Genomic DNA, 21,090 nt, shown 5'->3' with positions numbered 1-21,090 from the left:
CGTTTTTAGATTTTCGGTGCCATGAGCATCCGTAGGATCTAACGTTTCGTGTAGGAAGATTCTTATGTCTGATCGTCGCCAAGAGTCCTATGCTGTTCGTCTGGAAGCAGCCGAACTAGCTAGAAGTCGCGAGTACCCCACCCATAAAGCTAATGGGGATGAACAGCGCTACGCTGGAGCCCAGTATTTTATGTCCTTTACCAAAGGACTACCCCACAATCCTGACACAGGCTTACTGCAAGATCCTCAAGATTTCGTGGAGTTTCGCCGGGCCATTGACGATGGCTTTATTGATCCTTTTACAGATCGCGTCCGTCACGGTGCCAAGTTCCAAGTGAACTATGCAGGTGAGGTTGTCCCTGAGACAGATGTAGAGATTACTGGCAAGTTAAGACAGTGGGAAGCACCTACCGCTGGTGTCGTTTATGGGCTACAAGGTCCTGATGCCCAGGCAGTCACCATGCCGCCTGCACCACCACTGTTGGATGAGCATGGCAATGTTAATCTAGAGCTTGCCTTGGAAATGGCTGAAGTTTATGAGCTAGCTATTCTCCGTGATCAGCCATTTAATGCCTTTGAAAATGGCAAATCCACAGGAGAGATTGATAGTGCGATCTCGCGTCTCAACACTCTAAGCTACGTAAGTAATCAAACCGGTCGCCCTCGTAAGGTCAATAGTGATCAAGAATTCGACCCTCAAACAGTCTTTCGTGGTTCTTCTCCCGGTGTTGAAGTCGGTCCATATCTCTCTCAGTTTTTGCTGATTGGTAATACAGATGTCAATCAAGATGAGGATGGTAATGGTGGGGGACGCGTCGCCGAAGGCAAAATTACCTATGGTGTCCTGCAAATCGACCAGAAGGTTCCTATTGCTGAACCGTGCAAAAACTACATGATTACCATGCCTGAGTATGTGAAGGTACAGCGTGGTATCAAGCCTCCTAGGGAAACCTACGGTGCCAAAAAAGGTCAACCTGTTTCAGCGCCAGCTCGCCCTCCCCGTCGATTTATTTCTACACTTCGTGACTTGGCCACTTATGTCCATTATGATGCGTTATACGAAGCCTACTTAAATGCTTGCATCATCCTGCTAGGCATGGGCACCCCCTTTGATCCGGGATTTGATCAACTCTCAGGGGGGGCGACTTTTGTTGGCCACACGAAAACGTCTCGTAATGCAGGGGGGTTCGCGCTTTATGGTGGCCCCCACATTCTCAATCTTGTAACAGAAATGGCGACCCGAGGTCTAAAAGCAGTTCGTTTCCAGAAGTTCAACAGTCATATTCGTCTGCGTCCCGAGGCGTTGGCTGGCAAACTTGAGCTACTACGCTGTGGTGCCAAAGTTCCTACAGCATTAGCATCAGACATTGGTGTCCTAAGAGATGCTTTGGGACGTACTCTAACCGCGATCGCAAATGGCCCTGGTTGTGGCACCCATTTCTTACCCATGGCGTTTCCAGAAGGCTCACCTATGCACCCTGCCTATGGCGCAGGTCATGCCACTGTTGCAGGGGCCTGTGTCACCATTCTTAAAGCCTTCTTTGATACCAGTGCTGTTTTGGCTAAAACTAAGGGCGGTGCGATCGCTTTCAAGCGTGAAGAACACGGTGACAAACCTGTTGTTTTCCGTGCACCTGACCTCTCCCATCCTTCTACGGGCGAAGGTGCACCTACAGGGTGTCTTGTGGAGTCTACTTGCAGTGAGTTTCTCACCCTAGAGGGTGAACTAAACAAGCTTGCAGCGAATATCTCTATTGGTCGTGATATGGCTGGAGTCCACTACTTTAGTGACTACTACGATAGTTTACGTATGGGTGAAGAGATCGCCCTCGGTATCCTTGAAGAACAGGCCTTAACCTACTCTACCGATCCGTTTGTGCTCTCTGTGCCCACATTTGATGGTGATGTTGTCAGGATTGGCCGCCGATGACCCGTTTACCCCGTCATGCATCGAAGGTAAAGCCCCCCTTGCGGGGGCGGGCGGCTACGAAACAGTATCGTGGAGAGTTTGCTCCTGTCGCATCCGTACGTCGCCCCCTGCATCCCTATGGCTCTCCACAAGAGCTACCCTGCAAGGAGATAGACCTTCCCACGCTTCCTCCTAAGGATGTAGATCCTCCCATCACTCCCCCCCATAAAACTAGTTTGTTCGCAGACATCGTTCAGTTTTATAAGAGTTTTGCCAGACTCCTAGAAACCTTGAATCAACCCTGGCAGTGGCTATTAGCATTAGCTACTGTTCTCAGTGGCCTGCTTTTGCTAAATCGACTCCTATGACAGTCTGACTGAATTAAATGCTATAGGCAGTTTGGAATCAAGAACAAGAGAGATAAACAGCTCTCTTCAAACCCCTAAGGACAGCACAGATAAAACCCCTATGCCGGAAGTTTCGAAGGTTGCCCCTCGCCAAACTTCCGGTTTCCTAGTGTTTAAAGTTCAAGTCCTTTCATGCATATCTGCCATCATTAAAGTCAGCCAATTTTAGGATAATGCTGCGTTAATAACCTCTGGCTTGAGGGCACGTTAAGTTAAAAGCTCCTTGAGCAAAGCCTTGATCAGCATGCGAGGGAACCCATGAAATTTACGCTTCAGTCCATCCTTTATCCCCTAATGCTAGCTGCGGTTGTTGGATGTGCAACCCAACCTAAGTTTGACTCGGTTTACACTCGCTTAGAAACACCTATTCTCAAGGCCGGTAGCGCAATTCCTAAGCCCCAGGAAGATGTAATCTTAACAGTCTCAGGAAAAATTGGTGCAACGAATGATGGCCAAAAGATCATCATGGATATTCCCACCATTGAGTCAGTAGGACTGGTGGAATATACTGTTCAAGATCCATTTGAAAAAGAAGAACACACATTTAAAGGGGTCTTGATGAAAGATCTACTGGAATTATGGCAAGTTCCTCCTGAAGCCAGCGTGCTGGGTGTGCTTGCCTTAAATGATTTTCAAGTAGATGTCCCCATCCATTTAGTTCGTGACTATCCAGTCATTTTTGCATTACAACAAGATGATGAATACATGACTCCCGATTATCGTGGCCCGGCCATGCTCGTTTTTCCCTACAATGACTACAAATTTGAGCTGGGTACAGATTCCTATTGGGTATGGCAAATTAAGAACATTACCGTGAAAGAGTAGTGATACTTCAAGGTTTATGCGATAGTTGTCATGCGTATACCTTTGACTCCGGTAGAAACCAAACTTATGCCTGGGAAAGGCTTCAAAAGTTTTCAGACCAAAATCGTGATGCTGGCAACAATCTCGGTGGGATTATTTGGAGCCATTACTTTCAGCGGTCTCAACCTGATTGATTACTTAAAAGCCCAAGATGAACTCCTAACCAGTGGCCTCAATCGTTCTGAGCGGGGGGTCAATCAATTGAACCGGGAAGTTTTACGATTAGCCGTTCTAGCTAGGGCTAGACATGGCGACCTTGACGTGATTGCTATTAAGCAACAAGTTGATCTTGTGAAGAGTCGTCTGAGGGTAATTCAAAAGCATCATATCAGTAGCGATCTACCTCCTGAACTTGCTAGTAAGCTCACTGAATTTGACCGTGCCTGGCAAATATTAGAGGTAAACCTGAATCACTGGATTACTGATTCTACAAATGATGCATTACAAACTCAGCTTTACGAACAGCTTGTCGACTTTGAGTACCTAATCAATGATCTGGGCAATAAACACTCTCATCAGAGACGAGATCAGTATGTACAGTTGGTAAATCTACGATCTGGCGCAATTCAGCTTATTACAGTCATTTCTATCTTATTTCTCATTTTTATCTGCTTTGCAATTATTAATACAGCCCAATTCATTCAAGAACGTCAGCGAATTCTCGCCACCATTCGAGAGCAAGAGGAGCAATATCGCCGTATTATTGAAACTGCTGAAGAAGGTATTTGGCTCTTAGACCCCCAAGGAAAAACTACCTTTGCCAATTGCAAAATGGCAGATATCTTAGGCCTCGATGAGATAAAGCTAAAGGAAGCTAGCTTATGGGATTTTCTTGCTTCCCGTGAAGATAAACTTAAAGTCCGTGAGTATTTGACTGCTCTTCAACGGGGGTCGCGAGTGCCCCATGACCTACAGTTAATGCGGCCAGATGGAAAGACTTTATGGCTGTTGACCAATGGCACTCCAATTTTCGATGACATTGGCCAACATACGGGGACACTCTGTATGCTGACCGATGTGACTGCCCGAAAGCGGTCTGAAGAAGAACTCAAAATCGCAAAACAAAAGGCAGAAGTTGCAAATCAGGCAAAAAGTGAATTTTTGGCTAACATGAGCCATGAACTTCGCACGCCTCTGAATGGTATTCTTGGCTATTCTCAAATTTTGAGAAGAAGCCAAACGTTAACTGCACGAGAACGTAATGGAATTAGTGTTATCCATCAATGCGGAACCCACCTGCTCACCTTGATCAATGACATTTTAGATCTAGCTAAAATCGAAGCTCGTAAACTGGAGTTAATACCTGTTGCAGTAGATTTACCAGCACTACTCAAAAGTGTTGTGGAAATATGCAAAATTCGCGCTGACGAAAAAAACCTGAGATTGATTTATCAGCCCAACCCTCAATTGCCAACTGGGGTCATCGTTGATGACAAGCGTCTACGGCAAATTTTAATTAACTTATTGGGCAATGCTATCAAATTTACCAATCAAGGGAGTGTCACCCTAAAGGTAGATGTGCTGATGCTTGATCAGATGCAAACATCGTTACGATTTCAAGTCATTGATACTGGGGTAGGCATTGCCAAAGCTCATCTGTTTAAACTATTCCAATCATTTGAGCAAGTAGGTGATCGTCACAAACAGTCGGAAGGGACAGGTCTCGGTCTCGCAATTAGTCAACGTATTGTGCAGTTGATGAAAGGTACTATCCAAGTACGCAGTCAAATTGGAGAGGGTAGTGAGTTTTTCTTCACGGTTAAACTTCCTTTAACGCAGCAATGTAAGGAACGACCAATAACCTTCAACATCCGTCATATAATTGGTTACAAGGGTCGTCGTCGTCAAATATTAGTAGTGGACGATCATTGGGAAAATCGTGTTGTTTTAAGGAATCTACTAAAGCCATTAGGTTTCGATATTGTTGAAGCTGAAAATGGTCAAGAGGGGCTGGACATACTTGGCTCCGGGTCTCCTGATTTAGTGATTACTGACTTAGTGATGCCCACAATGGATGGGTTTGAGTTTTTAAAGCGCATTCGTAATTCTGAGGACCTCAAACAAGTCAAGGTTATTGTCTCGTCAGCCTCAGTATCCCAAAGTGACCAGCAAAAAGCCCTAGCTCAAGGCAGCGATGGTTTCATAGCTAAGCCTGTAGATGAGACTCATTTATTCGAGATCCTGTTAACTCATTTGAAATTAGAGTGGATCTACCAATCTCAGCAGGATAGTCCCCTACAAGCAGCATCTGCCAATGCTGAACTCATCTTACCTCCAAGGCAAACATTAGAGATGCTGTTTACTCACGCACGAAAAGCTAATTTAAAGGTGTTGCGATCGCAAGTCGAACAGTTAGTGGCTACAGATCAACGATATCTCGTCTTTGCCGAAACCATTCTACAGCTGGCCAAACAATTTCAAGTCGAAGAAATTGAAGAACTCCTGCAACAACATCTGACAAATATGTAACTGCCATAGAAAACCTATGTGAAGCATACAGAAACCAATGTCTCTCCAGATAAAAGAAAGGAGCAGCATCAAGCCGCTACCTTTCTTCCCAAATATTATTTAACCCATCAACATCTTACTTCATAAAGAAAGTCTCAGATGTCTTTACACTGTTGCTGCTTTAGCTAAGAACTTCTCTAGTTCTGTGAGTTTGTCTGCGTCTACTTTAGTCTGCATCGGACAGAACTTAGGACCACACATAGAGCAAAACTCAGCTGTCTTGTAGATATCAGCCGGTAGTGTTTCATCGTGATACTCACGAGCACGCTCAGGATCTAAGGACAGTTCAAATTGTTTATTCCAGTCAAAGTTGTAGCGAGCGTGGGAAAGTTCATCATCGCGATCGCGAGCTCCCGGACGATGGCGCGCAATGTCAGCTGCATGGGCTGCAATCTTATAAGCAATTAAGCCATCGCGGACATCTTCAGCATTGGGTAAACCTAGATGTTCTTTGGGGGTTACATAGCAGAGCATAGAGGTTCCATACCAGCCCGCCATAGCTGCACCAATGGCGGAGGTAATGTGATCGTACCCGGGAGCAATGTCAGTTACTAAGGGTCCCAGCACATAGAATGGCGCTTCTGAGCACTCTTCCATTTGTTTGCGTACGTTAAACTCAATTTGGTCCATGGGAACGTGACCAGGCCCTTCCACCATCACCTGGACATCGTGTTCCCAAGCACGTCGGGTCAGCTGACCAAGTGTTTTTAGTTCTGATAGCTGTGCTTCATCCGAAGCATCATGGAGACAGCCTGGACGTAAAGAGTCACCAAGACTAAAGGAAACATCATACTTTTTGAAGATTTCGATGATGTCATCAAATCGACTGTAAAGGGGATTTTGCTTATGGTGATGCAACATCCATTGGGCAATAATGCCACCACCCCGAGACACAATGCCGGTAATGCGATTTTTCACCAACGGTAAGTATTCAATCAGTAGTCCTGCATGGATGGTCATATAGTCCACACCCTGCTGAGCGTGCTTCTCAATGATGTGAAGAAAATCATCCTCAGAGAGATTTTCAATGCTGCCATGGACACTTTCTAACGCTTGATAGATAGGAACTGTACCGATGGGAACGGGAGCAGCATTAATAATGGCAGTACGAATCTCATCTAGGTTGCCACCACCTGTGGAGAGATCCATCACGGTATCAGCACCGTATTTCACAGCAAGGTACATTTTGTCCAACTCTTCGCTGATATCAGAAGAATTGGGAGAAGCACCAATATTGGCATTCACCTTGCACTTACTGGCAATACCAATAGCCATAGGCTCTAGATTGGGATGGTTGATATTGGCTGGAATAATCATCCGTCCCCGAGCAACTTCTTCTTTAATCAGATCAGCAGGTAGATTCTCTCTCTTAGCTACATACGCCATTTCCTCTGTGATTATGCCCTGACGCGCATAGTGCATCTGGGTAACATTCGCTTGTCCTCGACGGGGGGTAATCCAGTTTGTTCTCATCTTTAAACCAAAATGAAGTGGGGTAACAAATGGTGACGACTTGGCCAGGTCGGCCCAGGAATTAAGCTGGCAAGCTGTCTTCAGCTTGAACTACATAAGGTGTAGCTTGTAGCTGATCGTAATTAAAAACGGGAGCTGTACCATTTTGTTTTGCTAAGGTAGTCCAAACTAGTGTGACCACTGTTGAAGTAATCAGCGCTGCTGCAAAGCTATGGAGTAGATCTGCGCTACCAGGCACCATTGGAAATAAGGGTGAAAAGTCTGGTTTTTGAAAAAACAATAGTCCTGCCACCATTCCTATGAGCGAGCTAACAAAGGCATTACACCCTGTAAGATGGCGACTGTATAAACCATATAGCATGGGGAATAAGACGGCTGCACAAATCAAATCGGCAACAAAAAATAAATACAGTACGCTGTAGCCTTGGGAGGCAATTGCGATCGCAGGCACCCCTATCAAAACAGTTAAAATTCGTGAAACTCTCAGCACATTCTTCGCTGACGGGTCAGGCAACACGCGCATAAGATCTAGCGTGAACACACTTGAAATACCATTGAGCATGGTGTCCAGGCTGCTCATTACTAGAACCAGAGCCAATACAATCACACTGACTAACACCCAACCAGGCATCGCGAGTTGGCTCAACAAACCAAAGAACGCAGTTGCACCAATAATGTCCGGTTGTTCTGCTGCTAAGGGAACTGCCAACACACCTAACAAGCCTGCAATAAAGATCAGTGGCAAAATGATAACTGCCGACCCCAGAAAAGCTCGACGCACTGTTTGGCTGTCACGACAGGCATAAACTCGTTGCCAGTTGCCCTGATTAAAAACCTCTGCGGCAACAATAGCAATGATCAGTGTGGCTCCAAAGCGAACACCATCAATGTTGCCCAAGGATAATAGCTCGGGCTGCTGAGCAGAAACAGCAATAAAGGCATCTGTCCCCCCCAAAGCCACAACAATCATCCCTGAGCAGATCAACAACAAGGGCACAATCACCACAAACTGAACCACATCAGTCAAGATAGTGGTGCCTAAACCTCCTACCGTCGTGTAAATAAACACTGCTGTAATCACTACCAGAGCGGTGACTCCTAGAGGAACATCGGCCACTAGCTGCAATGCCTTGGCAATAGCTGTTAGCTCTGCTGCCAGGTAAATAAACATGTAAAAAACAATTACCGTCTCCACCAGCCAGTACATGGGGCCGCCAAAGCGATGCTTTACATACTCATTTAGGGAATGACCCTGGGGCATTAGGTGGCGTAGTCTTGGCCCTACGATAAAAAATAAGGCCACGGCCCCTGCTGAACCAAGACAATAACCCAAAATAGCTGACACTCCACCAAACGCGGAGCCTGCCTCCTGGGGACTAAATAAAATCCAGGCTCCCAAAGCTGAAGCCGTCACCGTTGCCAAGGCTGACCAACCACCAACCTGGTTGCGATTGACCATGTAGCTTTCTAAATCAATCCGTTGACGCCCAGCATAAAGCACACCAAGTAGGGTAAATGCTGCTGCCGTTACTAGAGTCACTAGTAGCGCGATCGCTCCTATGGACACCATGCTTCCTCATTGCGTTGGGCAGAATACTAGGAGCGATGAGCATAGTCTGTAGATAACAGATATCACCCCTTGACTTTCCCACGGATGCATTCAGCAGTAACAGTCAACTAAATCGGCTGCTTCCCTACGCTGGCATGACCCAGACTCAGGTTCCGAGGGTATAATCTCAGCCCGTTTGAGTGGGCACCCCTAGCTATGTGATTGATATTATCACAGTAATTATCAGAAGGCAGTGGATCGGGTTCACTGCAAAGAAAGGTTACGTAGCTGTTCAGAGAAAACTGGTTTTACTTGGCCAAGACTTCGAGGGTAAGGGCGGTTAAAGATTGAGTCACCAAGGTATTCCCACTGGGGCTGAGATGAATATGATCTCGATAAAGATGTTCAGGTATAGGGGTATCTTGGAACAGTTGTAAGAAATCTATATAGGGAATCTGTTGCTGAGCGACTAGTTTATCCACTCGCTCACGGGCAACAATCTCATAATCTCTTGGACCATGGAGCACCTCCCGTTTAAGAGGGGTCATGGCTAACAACAATATGCCGTTGTTGGTAACTACATATTTCTTGATCTCAATAATGGCTGTTAGATTTTTGCCAATGCGATCTCCTTTCTCGTTCTGAACCTCTTTTAAACCTGGAATAGGTTGTTGTTTCTTAAAGCGGTTAAAGATTTCTAAGATAGCAAGCAAAGGCTTTTGATTTGGATAACTGCGGTCTTTACCCACCTGAAGCGAATTAGGCTGGACACCAAAGAGATCATCAGTGTTGATCACCAGTATGACAATTTGTGACTCAAAGATTCCAAATTTTTGTAGATAAGCCAGTTCGTTGCGAGGTCCCCATGAATTGGCAGATGCATTGAGCACTTCAGCCCACTGTATCTCATCATATTGAAGAAGGCTATTCTCTAGTCTTACCGATAATGTAGAAGATTGATCGGTCCACCAATTTCCGTTAACAATAGAGTCGCCAATTAGAAATACCCTTAGAATATTCAACGGTCGAGTTTTTTCAATCTTATTCGACCGCATGGAATATTGATTGATGTTAATTAAATTACCGAAGCGTCGCACTCGCTGATTGGGGGCTAACAGATACCCGATAGTATCATCAGCTACATAGAGAGGTGGATTGCCAAACCCAAACAAGAGCTTCAGGGCTAACTCCACTAAGAGAAATCCTACTAAAGCAAAAAGCAATCCTAAAATAACAAACTTCACGGATAGCCCCCGTTTAGAAAGAAAAATATCAAGAATAAGAATTAATCTTCACGCTACCATGCCCCCATATAAACATTTTGCCAGCATTGCGCTATAGGCAATTTAATCTGATATTTTACAGTTGGCTCAATTCAATAACATGACCATCTGGGTCTTGGACAAATATCGCTGCACGACCAGACGAACTGGCTTGCATCGGTATATGAGCTAACTTTAATCGCTGTTTGGCAACGTCTAAATCTGTAATTGCAAATGCTAAATGTGCTTGACGCCCCCACTTTTCATCAGGGGCTGGCTGAGAATAATCACGCTCCGCTACAATTAGGTGGATTTGAAAAGAGCCTAGCTGGTACCATGCTCCGGCAAATTTCAGGGTTCGTTCTACTTTGGTTAGTCCAAGGACTGTTCCATAGAAATGTTCTGCTGTTGCCAGATTTGAAACGTTGATGGCGGCATGCAGAATTGACTGTAACATCTCTTAAATTTTCTAGTCAGCTTCCTTATTGTAGCGAGCCGTAGTTGGGGCTAGCTTGACAGTTCAGGTATATTGCATCACTAGCCAGATAACTTCTCTCAATCGTTACTCCAGAATTAACCTGGGTTTACTAATATCATCAGTCAAACACAGTCTGGTGTGATTCGATGGGTATCGTTATCCTGTGAGTAGCCCTCTCTGTGTACTCCTGCAAGTCTTTATGAACACAGTCAGTCCTTTAAATGCAGCACAAGTTTTGACCAGGCAAAAACCTCGGCTTCTAGTTGTCGATGATGAACCCGACAATTTAGACTTGCTATACCGCACATTCCGTCGCGAGTATCAGGTTTTGAGAGCTGAGAGCGGCAGAAAAGCATTAGAGGTATTAGAAGATGATGGCGAAGTTGCGGTCATTATCTCTGATCAGCGGATGCCTGATATGAGCGGCACTGAGTTCCTGAGTAAGACGGTGCCTGACTTTCCGGACACGGTTCGTATTATTCTTACAGGATTTACAGACGTTACAGATTTGGTTCAAGCCATTAACAATGGCCAAGTCTATCGCTATATTACTAAGCCTTGGGAGCCAAATATTCTAAAACAGCTAGTTCAAAAGGCTGCCGACACCTATGAGCTGCTTAAGGAAAGTCATCATGCACTGTATGTTGCTGATCGGCAATCTCAGCTCATGGGCAGAGTCGCTGAGATTGCCCACATGGCGATGCAGGAAAGCGAGGCACTACAGTTTATTGCTGATGGATGGGGACAAACGCTATCAGCTCAGCTATGTGTCATCAAGTGTGTAGACAATGGGGCAACGGCTACGTTTGGCAACTTGGGTGGTCAAAGCCTAGACAGTAACCCGTTAGTGCAGGCGGTAATTGCAACTCGTACTCTGCAAACCTTGCCCGACGTGAGCGCTAGCAACGTCAATGATCATCTCTACGAGGCAACAGGTACACGAGCTCATTTGGTGGCCCCTATCATATTTCAAGAACGTCTGTTAGCAGTGGTGTCACTCCATTGGGCCCACAGCTATCGCACGCTCACTGATGTCAGCAATATTCTAACGATTGCAACGAATCAAATGGCTCAAGCTCTAGTTGCAGTCCGCTCTCAATAGGCTCAAGCGGCAGTATGATAAAAGGCGGATTCAGTTGCCGTAGTCAGCATCAATTGTATGCTAGGGTCGCTGATCACACTTGTCCGTAGGAAGGAACTGATGGCTCAGGCTGCTCCCGATGCCAACTATATTCGTGACTTATTCGACCGGATTGCACCGGTCTATGATGACTTAAACCAATCTCTGAGCTTTGGTCTACACAAGGTTTGGAAGCAAATGGCTGTGGATTGGAGTGGTGCCGAGTCAAGGATGAATGTTCTGGATGTATGCTGCGGTAGTGGTGATTTGGCCTTACTGCTAGCACGAAAAGTGGGGGCTGATGGTCGGGTGACTGGGGCAGATTTTGCGGTTGAGCAACTTGCGATCGCAGCCCAACGTGCTGCCACCAGAGGCTATACCACACGCACTACTTGGGTTGAAGCTGATGCCCTCAGTTTGCCCTTTGAGACCAATCAGTTTGATGCCCTGACCATGGGCTATGGTCTACGCAACCTCATCAATATTCCCAAGGGGCTTAGTGAACTCCACAGGGTCTTAAAGCCCAATGGCAAAGCCGTTATTTTGGATTTTCATCGTCCGAGTTCTGCTTTCGTTAAGCAGTTCCAGCAATGGTATCTCGACACCATTGTGGTGCCCACCGCTCAGCGATGCGGTCTGACTGAAGAGTATGCTTATATCGGTCCCAGCGTAGATCGTTTCCCTATGGGTAGTGAGCAAGTTGCCTTGGCCCAAGAGGTTGGTTTTCGTGAGGCTGTGCATTATCCTCTCGTCGGGGGGATGATGGGTGTCCTGGTGGCGCAAAAATGATCGCAGTTTCTCCCATTGTGTTGGTTGTGCCCCCCATTGTGGGTGGCATTATTGGCTATTTCACTAACGATTTAGCCATCAAAATGTTATTCCGACCCTATCGTCCTATCCACCTGTTTGGCCAACGACTACCATTTACGCCAGGGTTGATTCCGAGCAACCAAAACCGTCTGGCCAAGCGGATTGCCGATACGATCATGGGGTCACTTTTGACGCCCGAAGAGCTACAGCGGCTGGCGAAGCGACTACTTAAAACTGAACGTATGGAGGGTGCCATTCGTTGGCTCTTGAACTTAGCCCTCACCCAAACGCAGACTAGCAACCAGGACAAAACAGCCTATATCCTCGGCAATATTCTTCAGGATATGCTGGGCCAATCTTTACCCAAAATGTTAAAAGTATGGGCCCGGGATGAGAATTTTCTGGCTGATCAAATTGACCATATTTTTGATCAGGTCCTGCTGAATTTTCGTCTAAACGAAAATCAGGCCAAACAAATTTCTACCTGGGTGCGCCAGGGCATTTTGCCGCCTGATCGTCTACGTCGCTTAATTATTGACTTTCTCACCGATCGAAATATTAAGGTGATTGACGAAACTTTACGAGAAAAAACTAGCGGTACGTATTGGGTGGTCGCCAATATTTTGGGCGTGCGCAATGCTCTCACCCGTCTACGCACCTATTGTTTAGATGAACCGGCCAAGTGTAACAGTCGCATTGCTGAACTGATTAACGCTCTACGCGTGGAAAATCGGTTTCAAGAATGGTTGCAAAATTTCTCGCTCCAGGATTTTCCAATATCGACCGTCCAACAACTCAGGCTCACCCTGCGGCAGACTATTCGCAGCTATTTACAAACAGACGGGGTGCCGTTGCTCAGGGGGTTAAGTGACTCCATTGACTGGCACAAGGTAGCCCAGCGATTACTAAAACGATTACAGACATCCTCAGTCGTTATGGATTCTCTGGATACTACCAGTCAAGAACTCGCTCTTATCCTGGAACGATATTTGGAAGAAGATTTGGAAAACATTGTTGCTAAGGCAATTCCCATTCTTGATATTGACCAGGTGATTATGGAACGGGTCAATGCCACATCCCCACGAAACCTGGAAATGGCGATTCAAGGCATTGTCCGCAATGAGCTACAAGCCATTGTTAACCTGGGGGGAATTTTGGGTTTTACTATCGGCCTCATACAAGCCGGAATTTTATTATTCCAGTAGGGGGATTGCATGCAATAGGGGCATTGCATGCAAAAAACAGGGCACCTACAAGAGATGCCCCTACGGAGATAATTTGAAACGCTTGGATGATGTGGATAGCCAACCGGTGAATTAACCGAATCGGCCAGATACATAGTCGCGGGTGTATTCTTCGCGAGGATTGCTAAATATCAACTGCGTATCGTCATATTCCACCAGATACCCCATCTTGCCACCAGCTTCAGTGGCCTGTGCATTGAAGAAGGCAGTCTTATCTGAAACGCGGGATGCCTGCTGCATATTGTGGGTCACAATCACGATTGTGTATTGTGTCTTCAGGTCATGCATCAACTCTTCGATTTTTAGTGTGGAAATGGGGTCAAGGGCAGAGCAGGGCTCGTCCATGAGGATGACTTCGGGTTCGATGGCGATCGCACGAGCAATACACAAACGCTGCTGCTGCCCACCTGATAGGCCTAAGCCACTGTCTTTGAGCTTATCTTTGACCTCATCCCAAAGGGCTGCCCCTTTTAAGGATCGCTCCACTAGCTCATCCATATCACCTTGGTAACCATTAATACGAGCACCAAAGGCAATATTTTCATAGATGGACTTTGGGAAAGGGTTGGGCTTCTGGAAAACCATGCCCACGCGGCGACGTAGTTCTACGGGATCAAATCGCTTAATGTTTTCTCCGTCAAATAGGATATTACCGTCAACGCGAGCACTTGGAATCAGATCGTTCATCCGATTAAAACATCGCAGCACAGTACTTTTGCCGCATCCAGATGGACCAATAAAGGCCACAATTTGGTTACGAGGAATATCCAGAAAAACGTCTTTAACCGCCAAGCTAGATCCGTAGTAAACTGAGATTTTTTCAGCCTGTAAAGCTGTATCGGTCATAGTTTTAGGACGTGTATCTTGCATAATTTATAATTCCTGCGAATACCCAATATCTTGGTAAATGAATGCGGTAAACTAGCGCGTCTTCTGAAAACGATTACGCAAGTAAATTGCGATCGTATTCATCAACAGCAACATGACCATCAGCACGATAATTCCTGAAGCGGCAATATGGTGAAACTCTTCTTGGGGACGGCCAACCCAGTTGTAGATTTGAATGGGCATTGCCGTAAACGGACTTTGCAAGTTCTCAGGTGTAGAGCGAATAAACGCAACCGCACCGATCGCGAGCAAAGGTGCTGTCTCTCCAATAGCGCGAGATAGCGCCAGAATTACCCCAGTTAAGACACCAGGCATTGCACTGGGTAGCACGTGATGCCAGACAACCTGCCACTGATTAGCACCTAACGCAAAACCCGCCAAACGAATGCTGTTGGGTACTGCTCTGAGAGCTTCTCGCGTAGCCACAATAATCACTGGCAAAATCAGTAGCGAGAGCGTTAACCCCCCGGAGAGCACACTGCGTCCACCTGTTAAGGGCTCAAGAATACGCACAAAAACAGCTAGACCCAGCAAACCATAAATAATTGAGGGCACACCAGCCAGGTTCCCAATGTTTATTTCCACCAACCGGGTAAACCAATTATCAGTGGCAAACTCCTCAAGGTAGATGGCTGCACCCACACCAATGGGGAATGATACCGCTGCCACAATCCCCATTACCCACATGGTGCCGAAGAAAGCTGCCTTGATACCGGCCTGCTCAGCTTTTCGTGATGGGAATGCTGTAAAAAAGTTAGGGTTTAGCGTGCCTAAACCATCTTGCAAAATCGTAAACAACAACCATGCCAGCACCACAACAGAAATGATAGTGGCAGTCCATGCAGCTGTTGCAAATACTTTATCTAGGTTGTAGCGACCGGACAAATCCTGCTTAAAGTTGCCAGTTGGTACATCCTTATTTTCAATCCCTTGAGCCGTCATGTCCTTGTATTCCTATTTGCTCACTTGCTCTACTACTCATCACACGGTCTGCGTTAACTCAGAAAACGCTTTCATTAGTCGTACTTCTGACGGAAACGACGCACAAACCAAAAGCTAAAGACATTGAGAGCAAGGGTAATTAAAAATAGGGTCATGCCCACTGCGTACAGAGTTTCGTAGGCAATGGTTCCATGGGGAGCATCCCCCTTTGTCACCTGCACAATGTAAGCTGTCATGGTCATAACGGGTACGAATGGATTAAAGCCCAGGGTAGGGTTTGCGCCTGCCGCCAAGGTCACAATCATGGTCTCACCGATGGCCCGTGACATCGCTAAAATCAAAGACGAAACAATTCCTGAAAGCGCAGCAGGCAAAACAACAGACCAAACCGTTTCACGCTTAGTGGCTCCCAACGCATAGGAACCATCACGTAAGGACTGAGGCACAGAATAGATGGCATCCTCACTCAAAGACGCCACCATAGGCGTAATCATAATTCCCAAAACAATGCCCGCACTTAGGGAGTTGAAACCTTCCACAGGTTCCAAAAATGCCTGCAAGAAAGGGGTAACAGTCAACAGAGCGAAGTAACCATAAACCACCGTCGGCACACCCGCTAGAATTTCTAGAACAGGTTTGAGGATTTTACGTAGTTTGGGACTCGCATATTCGCTCAGGCAGATGGCAGCTAATAGTCCTAAGGGGAGGGCTACCGCGATTGAAATAAAGGTGATCATCAGCGTCGCACTGATCAACACAAAAATTCCAAACTGCTTACTCGCAAACAAAGGTGTCCAACGGCCAGCCGTTAGGAAATGAATAACCCCTTGAATATAGGAGACGTTTTCGCCATCCTTTGACAGCTCAGCTGGTAGATCTCCAAAGAAAGAAAAGGCCTCAAAAATGAGCGTTGCGATAATACCAATGGTGGTGACAATCGAAATTGCAGCAAATGCTCCGCAGATGATCTTAACGATCATCTGAATAGCTTGAGAACGACTACGATTCGGTTGCCAAGCGCCAGGGGCAATATCATTTAAGGGAAGCTCAGCTGTCATGCATAAAGTCCTCAGCTTGGGTTTAGGCTACACCACGTCCAGGCACCTGCTTACTCTGGGTCAAAACGACCGTTTTGGACGTGGACAATGTTCGAGTGCATCCAATGTTTAAGCCAATGCTTTAGGTCAGCTGTAACTCTTGTTTGCAGGGAATAAGAGTATCAGATGCAAAAATAGACTACTAAATTTTTGTCCAGAAACGATGCATCCAGCGATGCAGAACAGAACTTAGCCAAAGAGAACTGGGGAGAGATTAACTCTCCCCAGTTGCAATGACCAATCATCAGGTAGAGAGCCTGATGGGTTTAACCCCTACAGGTTAGTAGGGTCGCTGCCTAGCTTGGCCTCATCAACACGAGCCTTGGCATTAGCTAAGATCTCATCAGGCAATGCAACATAACCAGCATCACCGATTAGCTCGCCATTCTTGGGCTCAAGCATGAAGTCAACAAAGGCCTTGACCTGCTCCTTAGTGTCGTAGGCTTCTTTCTTCACGTAGAAGAACAGGGGGCGAGACATGGGGTTGTAGGAGCCATCAGCGATAGTCTCAGTAGAAGGAGCTACACATTCACCAGCGTCGTTCTGGATTTCAACCGCCTTCAAAGAGTCAGAGTTCTCTTCAAAGTAGGCGTAACCAAAGTAACCTAGGGCACCCTCATCACCTGTTACACCCTGCACGATTACATTATCGTCCTCACTGGCAGTGTAGTCACCACGGCTTGCACCCTCTTCACCATTAACTTCATCGGTGAAGTAGTCGAACGTACCAGAGTCAGTACCAGGACCATACAGACCTAGTTCCTGATCGGGGAATGACGGATCTACCTGGTTCCAGTTGGCAACTTGACCTTCAGAATCAGGAGACCACATGGTGTTCAGCTGCTCAGTAGTCAAGCACTGAGCCCAATCATTAGCCTGATTAGTCACAATGGTCAGTCCGTCAAAAGCGACGGGCACCTCGATAAACTCAATGCCTGCCTCTTCACAAGCCGCAACTTCTTCATCCTTGATAGGACGAGAAGCGTTAGAAATATCGGTTTCACCAGCGCAGAACTTCTTGAAGCCACCGCCGGAACCAGAAATACCGACAGTGACATTGACATCAGGGTTAGCAATGCTGAATTCCTCACTCATTGCTTCTGCAATGGGGAATACGGTACTAGAACCATCAATTAAAACATCGCCAGAGACACCACCAGCAGCAGCAACTTCAGTGCCACCGTCAGCAGGTGCATCGGCGGTATCAGTTGTAGTGCCACCGCCGCAAGCAGCCAGGCTAGTTAATAGAGCAAGCAGAGTCGCTGAGTATGCGTAGCGCATTTTCCGTGCTTTGAATTCCATGATTGCTTTGACTTAAACTCCTCACCAAAAATGTCTAAAGACATTCTTGGTGAAAACTACCGAGCTCAGGTAAAGGCAAGGTTAAGAAAAATTTGAAAATGTGCTTAAGCTAACATGCATCATTCCGTGATTTTGTGCCTTGAATAACGTTCTTAATGTATAGCAAGCTACATTGGAGGTGCCTTAACACCGGGTCAAGCTGACAGGTTTTATTCCTATAGTTAAGGAATAAACGGGTGTGATGCATGGGCTTAAATCTATAGCGATTTCCTAAAAAGCCTGATTTCTAAGCTGATTTTTGACTGCTCTGGATATTGAATATAAGCTCTCTTCCTGTAAGTCGTCTGTGTTCGGCTTGTACCTGTTCTATTTAGAGTGATCCCTATGCACTGCGTAATTTACGATGGCGACTGTAATCTCTGTACAACCTTAGTCCAATGGTTAGAGTGGCTTGATCGAGGCCAGCGCTTTCATTATGGGTCGATGCAAGATGCTGAAATCCTGGAGCAGTTCAACGTTACAGCTGCTGATTGTGAGTTAGGGATGCTACTAATTGATGAGGCTAATCCTAAGAGGCGTTGGCAGGGCAGTGCTGCTGCTGAAGAAATTGGAGCCTTGCTACCAGTTGGTGCTCTGTTTGTGGCTGCTTACCGTAGCTTGCCGGGCCTGAAGCGTTCTGGGGATCAGCTGTACATATTTATCCGTGACAATCGATATAGGTTATTTGGTCGGCGTGCTGCTACCTATGAGTCAATCCACCGCGTCTGTAAGTCAGACCGATGTGATCAATATTTTTAATCACCACGTTAAGGTCGGGACTCCTAAATACTTAAAATGCGCTGTGTAAAGTTAAGGACCCGCAAAAATGGCATCTTCTAAATCTTGACGGCTTAGGGAATATTTGAAACCCCGTTGAATGTCCTCCCCGGTATCGCCTGCATCTAAATAACGCACAACTAGCGAGTCCGTTTCTAGAATTAAATCTGCTCGCCAGGTTGCCTTGGAAATTTCCCAGCGATTGAGTTCAGAATTGTCTTGCTTGCAACCCTGCTGGGTCAGCCATAGCTCAATGTCAGGCAGCGTGTGGTTGTACAGAGGTGTATCAGTGGAGGGAAGGGCCATGGAGTATTGCTATTGCTAAATTAAGGCTGTAAGACAGACAGGGTAAAATCACTATCGGCGATCCCCAAAATAAATACTAGGGCCAGGCAGACGGCAAACGTTAGCCCCAGTATAAACAGAGCAAATATCTCCCCTGCAGATAGGGGGCGATCGGTCGGATCAAGGTAGGTATAGCGAGACTCAAAGGGTGAATCTTTGCCAGAACCCGTCCTAATATCTTTGGGGGCTTGGCTCACGTAAAACCGAGAATAGCCTATTTTACTATCGTAGCTAAGACGTTGTTCTGGATTGCTTAGGGTGCCATAGGCTTCATTGAGGGCTTGAAACTTTTTGGTTGCGATCGCACTCGATAACTCCGTGGTATCAGGATGATAGAGCTTGCTTAACTCCCGATAAGCGCGACGAATTTCCTGGGGGGAGGCTGTCGGCTTCACCCCCAAAAGTTCATAGTGATTTTTGGGACTATCCTCAGAGACGCTATTTGTCATATATGTCTGTCAAATTATGCCGCCGCTTCCAACGTTGCATGATCGGATAACTCGTTATCCGAATCGCGGATCAATCGAATTTGGGCCAGAGTAAATACGACTGGAATCACGCGAGTATAGTTTGAGGCAATGGCTCGCCAGCCTAGATCGACGATAAACCAAGTCCATAGGGCTGGCCCTAAGCAAGCAAATACCCCCCGTACAGCACTGTATCGTGCCGTATTAATAGCCATGCCGCGGGAAGCCAGATGGATAGCCGCTTTCCCCTGCACTTTAGCGCCCAAAGTAGCGGCCCCGCGCAGGGTTTGTTGAGCCACCTGATAACGTGCCATCTGGAGCGCAAACTGTTTTGCAATTTGCTGCAGTAACCAGGGGCGAATCACCGAACTAGCAGCAACGGCACCGCCTCCCTTAAGCACTAAAGCCATAGGGTTTTGTTGTAATTGAGGCGATAGCCGTTGAAACTCTTTCATCTGCGCCAATTCATTGGTCAATCGTTTTTGCAGCTGACGTTGCTGACTGGGAGGTAGCTGCTGCCAGGTCTTTTCGAGTAACTGCAAAAATATTTCGGCTTCTAAATCGAGGGTGGATAATCGCGTAGACAACCGAAGTTTAAGGTGACGGTTGAGCTGTAGCAAAATTTGTCGATAGCTCAGCTGCTGGGTGTCTTGTCGCAGCACCGTCAAACCATCAGCCGCCAGATAGCGCAGTCGAGCGTCTATTTGTTGGATACGATGGGTGCGATCGCAACTTTGCACCTTCTGGGGGGAAGGGGTACACCAATAATCTAAAGGATTAAACTTGGGTCGAAATAATACCTCGGCCAGGGCGGCCAGTTCAACGTGGGTTGCTAACTCTAACCCCGTCCTGAGTTCATCCACAGGTCAACTAATTGTGTTGAGACAGCATAATTTTGTTCTTCATTCTACATAGTTCTCTAGAGAAACGGGATGGACCAGGGGGAGAAGAGGAGTCGGTGCATTCAGGACACCATATAATTTAATAGAAGTTTTATGCCAATGCAGAATGCTCCCGTTTTACTGGAAGCACCGTTCCTATTGCCTACTACCCATGCCTACTTCTCCAGTCTCACCGCATACCACTGCCAGGACACCCCGGGGGTAACTTCAAACTCACAGGCAGTATCGCGTAGATGTAGAGCTTGCTGTTCAACTAAGTCAAATTTTTGTAAGTCTCTGGGAAAGGGGCCAGGATACTTCTCTAACATGGCTTTGAGCTTAGCCAATAGCTCATCAGGTTCTAAAAAGACCTCCTCGTTGCCAGGAATCAGCAACACAAACATCTCTTCGCTGTACATGGTGGCATCTGCCATAGATTGAGCCTCCGCTTGGCAAGATAGGTAACTCAATCCTAAGGGCTTACCATGGATAAAGTGGAATCACTGCAGCCCAGTCTTGATTTTCAGCATCAGATAACATTTGGCCAGAGAGTAACCACTCACAAAATGGTTGGCAATGATACCATTGGGTATACACCACTATCCCGAGCGGATTACCGGGAAATCAAAATCTAACGATTTACCGGGTAATACCGTTATTGACTAGCTATCTGACTACAATTTAGCTCCGCTAGTCTAATCAACCGAGACACTTAAATATTAGGCTTG

At 46.5% G+C, this 21,090-nt stretch carries 20 protein-coding genes and 1 riboswitch; of the genes, 8 read left to right on the top strand and 12 right to left on the bottom strand.

Annotated features, from left to right (window positions below; all coding sequences use genetic code 11):
- The first annotated feature begins 64 nt into the window (after positions 1 to 64).
- The 4 genes from DXZ20_RS13930 to DXZ20_RS13915 all read left to right on the top strand — a co-directional run bounded on the left by DXZ20_RS13930 (position 65) and on the right by DXZ20_RS13915 (position 5,649).
- Complete coding sequence (locus tag DXZ20_RS13930) at positions 65 to 1,930, top strand: phosphatase PAP2 family protein (RefSeq protein ID WP_163698766.1); 1,866 nt, start codon at positions 65 to 67, stop codon at positions 1,928 to 1,930.
- Positions 1,927 to 2,277: a hypothetical protein gene (locus DXZ20_RS13925; RefSeq protein ID WP_163663573.1), complete on the top strand. Its 351-nt coding sequence runs from the start codon at positions 1,927 to 1,929 to the stop codon at positions 2,275 to 2,277. Before DXZ20_RS13930 ends, DXZ20_RS13925 begins: the two co-directional genes overlap by 4 nt.
- Before the next feature lie 297 nt (positions 2,278 to 2,574).
- Complete coding sequence (locus DXZ20_RS13920) at positions 2,575 to 3,141, top strand: putative pterin-binding protein (RefSeq protein ID WP_163663571.1); 567 nt, start codon at positions 2,575 to 2,577, stop codon at positions 3,139 to 3,141.
- A gap of 30 nt (positions 3,142 to 3,171) precedes the next feature.
- Positions 3,172 to 5,649 (top strand): hybrid sensor histidine kinase/response regulator, encoded by a 2,478-nt coding sequence (locus tag DXZ20_RS13915; RefSeq protein WP_163698765.1) that lies wholly within the window; start codon positions 3,172 to 3,174, stop codon positions 5,647 to 5,649.
- A gap of 144 nt (positions 5,650 to 5,793) precedes the next feature.
- Here the strand turns inward: DXZ20_RS13915 and thiC are convergent, their stop codons facing one another.
- The 4 genes from thiC to DXZ20_RS13895 form a co-directional block, all read right to left on the bottom strand.
- A complete protein-coding gene (thiC, locus tag DXZ20_RS13910; protein ID WP_163698763.1) occupies positions 5,794 to 7,161 on the bottom strand; it encodes a phosphomethylpyrimidine synthase in 1,368 nt (455 codons plus the stop codon).
- A 61-nt stretch (positions 7,162 to 7,222) separates the two neighbouring features.
- Entirely contained in the window at positions 7,223 to 8,731 is a 1,509-nt protein-coding gene (locus tag DXZ20_RS13905) for a sodium:solute symporter family transporter (RefSeq protein ID WP_163698760.1), read from the bottom strand.
- A gap of 104 nt (positions 8,732 to 8,835) precedes the next feature.
- A riboswitch (TPP riboswitch) is annotated at positions 8,836 to 8,932 on the bottom strand.
- Between the two features lie 86 nt (positions 8,933 to 9,018).
- The gene (locus DXZ20_RS13900; protein ID WP_163698758.1) at positions 9,019 to 9,954 is read right to left on the bottom strand and encodes a GDSL-type esterase/lipase family protein; all 936 of its coding nucleotides are present in this window, start codon (positions 9,952 to 9,954) and stop codon (positions 9,019 to 9,021) included.
- A gap of 115 nt (positions 9,955 to 10,069) precedes the next feature.
- Entirely contained in the window at positions 10,070 to 10,429 is a 360-nt protein-coding gene (locus DXZ20_RS13895) for a VOC family protein (protein WP_163663561.1), read from the bottom strand.
- Between the two features lie 220 nt (positions 10,430 to 10,649).
- Between DXZ20_RS13895 and DXZ20_RS13890 the strand changes: the two genes are divergently transcribed.
- The 3 genes from DXZ20_RS13890 to DXZ20_RS13880 all read left to right on the top strand — a co-directional run bounded on the left by DXZ20_RS13890 (position 10,650) and on the right by DXZ20_RS13880 (position 13,585).
- Complete coding sequence (locus DXZ20_RS13890) at positions 10,650 to 11,552, top strand: response regulator (RefSeq protein WP_163663559.1); 903 nt, start codon at positions 10,650 to 10,652, stop codon at positions 11,550 to 11,552.
- 99 nt (positions 11,553 to 11,651) lie between these two features.
- On the top strand, positions 11,652 to 12,359 hold the full coding sequence (gene ubiE / locus DXZ20_RS13885) for a bifunctional demethylmenaquinone methyltransferase/2-methoxy-6-polyprenyl-1,4-benzoquinol methylase UbiE (protein ID WP_163698756.1): 708 nt from the start codon (positions 11,652 to 11,654) through the stop codon (positions 12,357 to 12,359).
- Positions 12,356 to 13,585, top strand: a complete 1,230-nt coding sequence (locus DXZ20_RS13880; protein WP_163698755.1) for a DUF445 domain-containing protein — start codon at positions 12,356 to 12,358, stop codon at positions 13,583 to 13,585. The genes ubiE and DXZ20_RS13880 overlap by 4 nt, the downstream gene beginning before the upstream one ends.
- Before the next feature lie 111 nt (positions 13,586 to 13,696).
- On the opposite strand, the gene pstB is transcribed toward DXZ20_RS13880, so the two are convergent.
- The 4 genes from pstB to DXZ20_RS13860 all read right to left on the bottom strand — a co-directional run bounded on the left by pstB (position 13,697) and on the right by DXZ20_RS13860 (position 17,853).
- Positions 13,697 to 14,494: a phosphate ABC transporter ATP-binding protein PstB gene (gene pstB, locus DXZ20_RS13875; protein ID WP_163698753.1), complete on the bottom strand. Its 798-nt coding sequence runs from the start codon at positions 14,492 to 14,494 to the stop codon at positions 13,697 to 13,699.
- 51 nt (positions 14,495 to 14,545) lie between these two features.
- On the bottom strand, positions 14,546 to 15,454 hold the full coding sequence (pstA, locus tag DXZ20_RS13870; protein ID WP_163698751.1) for a phosphate ABC transporter permease PstA: 909 nt from the start codon (positions 15,452 to 15,454) through the stop codon (positions 14,546 to 14,548).
- Between the two features lie 74 nt (positions 15,455 to 15,528).
- Positions 15,529 to 16,512 (bottom strand): phosphate ABC transporter permease subunit PstC, encoded by a 984-nt coding sequence (gene pstC / locus DXZ20_RS13865; protein WP_163663549.1) that lies wholly within the window; start codon positions 16,510 to 16,512, stop codon positions 15,529 to 15,531.
- Between the two features lie 312 nt (positions 16,513 to 16,824).
- Positions 16,825 to 17,853: a PstS family phosphate ABC transporter substrate-binding protein gene (locus tag DXZ20_RS13860; protein ID WP_163698749.1), complete on the bottom strand. Its 1,029-nt coding sequence runs from the start codon at positions 17,851 to 17,853 to the stop codon at positions 16,825 to 16,827.
- A gap of 384 nt (positions 17,854 to 18,237) precedes the next feature.
- On the opposite strand from DXZ20_RS13860, the gene DXZ20_RS13855 reads away from it, so the two are divergent.
- The gene (locus DXZ20_RS13855) at positions 18,238 to 18,651 is read left to right on the top strand and encodes a thiol-disulfide oxidoreductase DCC family protein (protein ID WP_163698747.1); all 414 of its coding nucleotides are present in this window, start codon (positions 18,238 to 18,240) and stop codon (positions 18,649 to 18,651) included.
- 51 nt (positions 18,652 to 18,702) lie between these two features.
- Here DXZ20_RS13855 and DXZ20_RS13850 read toward each other — a convergent pair whose 3' ends face one another.
- From DXZ20_RS13850 to DXZ20_RS13835, 4 genes are all read right to left on the bottom strand, one after another.
- Positions 18,703 to 18,975 carry a DUF3143 domain-containing protein gene (locus tag DXZ20_RS13850; protein WP_163663540.1) on the bottom strand — a complete coding sequence of 91 codons (273 nt, stop codon included), beginning with the start codon at positions 18,973 to 18,975 and terminating at the stop codon, positions 18,703 to 18,705.
- Between the two features lie 20 nt (positions 18,976 to 18,995).
- Entirely contained in the window at positions 18,996 to 19,463 is a 468-nt protein-coding gene (locus tag DXZ20_RS13845) for a J domain-containing protein (RefSeq protein ID WP_163698745.1), read from the bottom strand.
- Positions 19,464 to 19,477: 14 nt separating this feature from the next.
- Positions 19,478 to 20,344, bottom strand: coding sequence for a hypothetical protein (locus DXZ20_RS13840; RefSeq protein ID WP_163698743.1), 867 nt, complete (start codon positions 20,342 to 20,344; stop codon positions 19,478 to 19,480).
- A 194-nt stretch (positions 20,345 to 20,538) separates the two neighbouring features.
- The gene (locus tag DXZ20_RS13835; protein ID WP_163663532.1) at positions 20,539 to 20,796 is read right to left on the bottom strand and encodes a CRR7 family NDH-1 assembly protein; all 258 of its coding nucleotides are present in this window, start codon (positions 20,794 to 20,796) and stop codon (positions 20,539 to 20,541) included.
- Positions 20,797 to 21,090: the final 294 nt, after the last annotated feature.

Origin of the sequence: Adonisia turfae CCMR0081, assembly GCF_011009555.1 — a bacterium.
Classification (GTDB): Bacteria; Cyanobacteriota; Cyanobacteriia; order Phormidesmidales; family Phormidesmidaceae; genus Leptothoe; species Leptothoe turfae.
Note: the sequence above shows the minus strand (reverse complement) of the source record. Positions and strands in the feature narration are given on the sequence as shown.

Excerpts from the sequence above, each read along its gene's own strand:
- DXZ20_RS13930 (WP_163698766.1), top strand. The coding sequence starts at position 65 with ATGTCTGATCGTCGCCAAGAGTCCTATGCTGTTCGTCTGGAAGCAGCC.
- DXZ20_RS13925 (WP_163663573.1), top strand. The coding sequence starts at position 1,927 with ATGACCCGTTTACCCCGTCATGCATCGAAGGTAAAGCCCCCCTTGCGG.
- DXZ20_RS13920 (WP_163663571.1), top strand. The coding sequence starts at position 2,575 with ATGAAATTTACGCTTCAGTCCATCCTTTATCCCCTAATGCTAGCTGCG.
- DXZ20_RS13915 (WP_163698765.1), top strand. The coding sequence starts at position 3,172 with ATGCGTATACCTTTGACTCCGGTAGAAACCAAACTTATGCCTGGGAAA.
- thiC (WP_163698763.1), bottom strand. The coding sequence starts at position 7,161 with ATGAGAACAAACTGGATTACCCCCCGTCGAGGACAAGCGAATGTTACC.
- DXZ20_RS13905 (WP_163698760.1), bottom strand. The coding sequence starts at position 8,731 with ATGGTGTCCATAGGAGCGATCGCGCTACTAGTGACTCTAGTAACGGCA.
- DXZ20_RS13895 (WP_163663561.1), bottom strand. The coding sequence starts at position 10,429 with ATGTTACAGTCAATTCTGCATGCCGCCATCAACGTTTCAAATCTGGCA.
- DXZ20_RS13890 (WP_163663559.1), top strand. The coding sequence starts at position 10,650 with ATGAACACAGTCAGTCCTTTAAATGCAGCACAAGTTTTGACCAGGCAA.
- ubiE (WP_163698756.1), top strand. The coding sequence starts at position 11,652 with ATGGCTCAGGCTGCTCCCGATGCCAACTATATTCGTGACTTATTCGAC.
- DXZ20_RS13880 (WP_163698755.1), top strand. The coding sequence starts at position 12,356 with ATGATCGCAGTTTCTCCCATTGTGTTGGTTGTGCCCCCCATTGTGGGT.
- pstB (WP_163698753.1), bottom strand. The coding sequence starts at position 14,494 with ATGCAAGATACACGTCCTAAAACTATGACCGATACAGCTTTACAGGCT.
- pstA (WP_163698751.1), bottom strand. The coding sequence starts at position 15,454 with ATGACGGCTCAAGGGATTGAAAATAAGGATGTACCAACTGGCAACTTT.
- pstC (WP_163663549.1), bottom strand. The coding sequence starts at position 16,512 with ATGACAGCTGAGCTTCCCTTAAATGATATTGCCCCTGGCGCTTGGCAA.
- DXZ20_RS13860 (WP_163698749.1), bottom strand. The coding sequence starts at position 17,853 with ATGGAATTCAAAGCACGGAAAATGCGCTACGCATACTCAGCGACTCTG.
- DXZ20_RS13855 (WP_163698747.1), top strand. The coding sequence starts at position 18,238 with ATGCACTGCGTAATTTACGATGGCGACTGTAATCTCTGTACAACCTTA.
- DXZ20_RS13850 (WP_163663540.1), bottom strand. The coding sequence starts at position 18,975 with ATGGCCCTTCCCTCCACTGATACACCTCTGTACAACCACACGCTGCCT.
- DXZ20_RS13845 (WP_163698745.1), bottom strand. The coding sequence starts at position 19,463 with ATGACAAATAGCGTCTCTGAGGATAGTCCCAAAAATCACTATGAACTT.
- DXZ20_RS13835 (WP_163663532.1), bottom strand. The coding sequence starts at position 20,796 with ATGGCAGATGCCACCATGTACAGCGAAGAGATGTTTGTGTTGCTGATT.